Below are 1,056 nucleotides of genomic sequence, written 5' to 3'. Positions count from 1 at the left end.
CCCGCCCCGAAACTGGCCAGCCCGGACCGGTCGGCACGCTCGATACGGAAACTGTCACCGTCCTCGAACACCGCCGGATCACGATTGGCCGAACCGATCAGCAACAACACCTTCGCCCCCGCCGGAACCACCCCACCGTGATACGCGAGGTCCTCGGTCGCGGTACGAGCGATCATCTGACTCGAGGTGTCATAACGCAGGGTCTCCTCCACCCAGTCCGACACCAAACCCGAATCCGCGACGACCTTCGCGTACTCCCCCGGACAACGCGCACCCCAATACAACGCATTACCCAACAACTTGGTGGTCGTCTCGTTACCCGCCACCACCATCAAAAACAGGAAACCGATGATCTCCGCATCCGTGAGCCGGTCACCGCCGATCTCCGCATCCAGCAACGCCGAGGTCAGATCCCCTCTCGGAGCGCGCCGACGCTCGGCCACCATCTCCGTGTAGTAACCCAGCAATTCGATCGAAGCCTCGACAGCCGCCATCGGGATATCCAGCACACCGTCCTCACGGTGCACCACCAGATCCGCCAACCGGCGAATCTCCACCCGATCCACCGCCGGCACCCCCATCAACTCCGAGATCACATCCATCGGCAACTTGCCCGCGACCTCATCGATCCAATCGAAGACGGCACCGGACACCGCGGGCTCCAGATACGACAACGTCAACTCCCGGATCCGGTCCTCCATCTGCGCGACACGTTTCGGCGTGAACCCCTTGAACACCAACCGCCGCATCCGCATATGCCGCGGATCATCCATCGCCAGAAACGACATGGTCCGATGCGCATGCCGACCCCACGCCGCCGGATCCAGCGACACCCCGTTCGCACTCGACAACCGCACACTGTCACGAAACGCCCCCACCACATCCCCATGCCGCGACAACGCCCAAAACCCCAGACCCGGATTGTGATACAACGGCGCCTCCTCCCGCAGCCGCCGATACACCGGATACGGATCCTCATGAAACCCGTAGTCATACGGGTCGAACACCAGCGGCCCCACCACAGCCGTCATCGCCCACACTCCGAATTCGATAACA

General features: G+C 62.6%; 1 protein-coding gene. It reads right to left on the bottom strand.

The annotated features are described in order from the left end of the window. The coding region (locus ABZ824_RS39750) for a cytochrome P450 (RefSeq protein ID WP_356970060.1) at window positions 1-1,031 on the bottom strand (1,031 nt) is incomplete at its 3' end. Window positions 1,032-1,056: the final 25 nt, after the last annotated feature.

The sequence above is a fragment of the Nocardia sp. NPDC047038 genome, assembly GCF_040644075.1.
In the GTDB taxonomy this organism is placed as follows: Bacteria; Actinomycetota; Actinomycetes; order Mycobacteriales; family Mycobacteriaceae; genus Nocardia; species Nocardia sichangensis.
The sequence above is the reverse complement of the archived record's forward strand: the minus strand, read 5'-3'. Positions and strand labels throughout refer to the sequence as shown.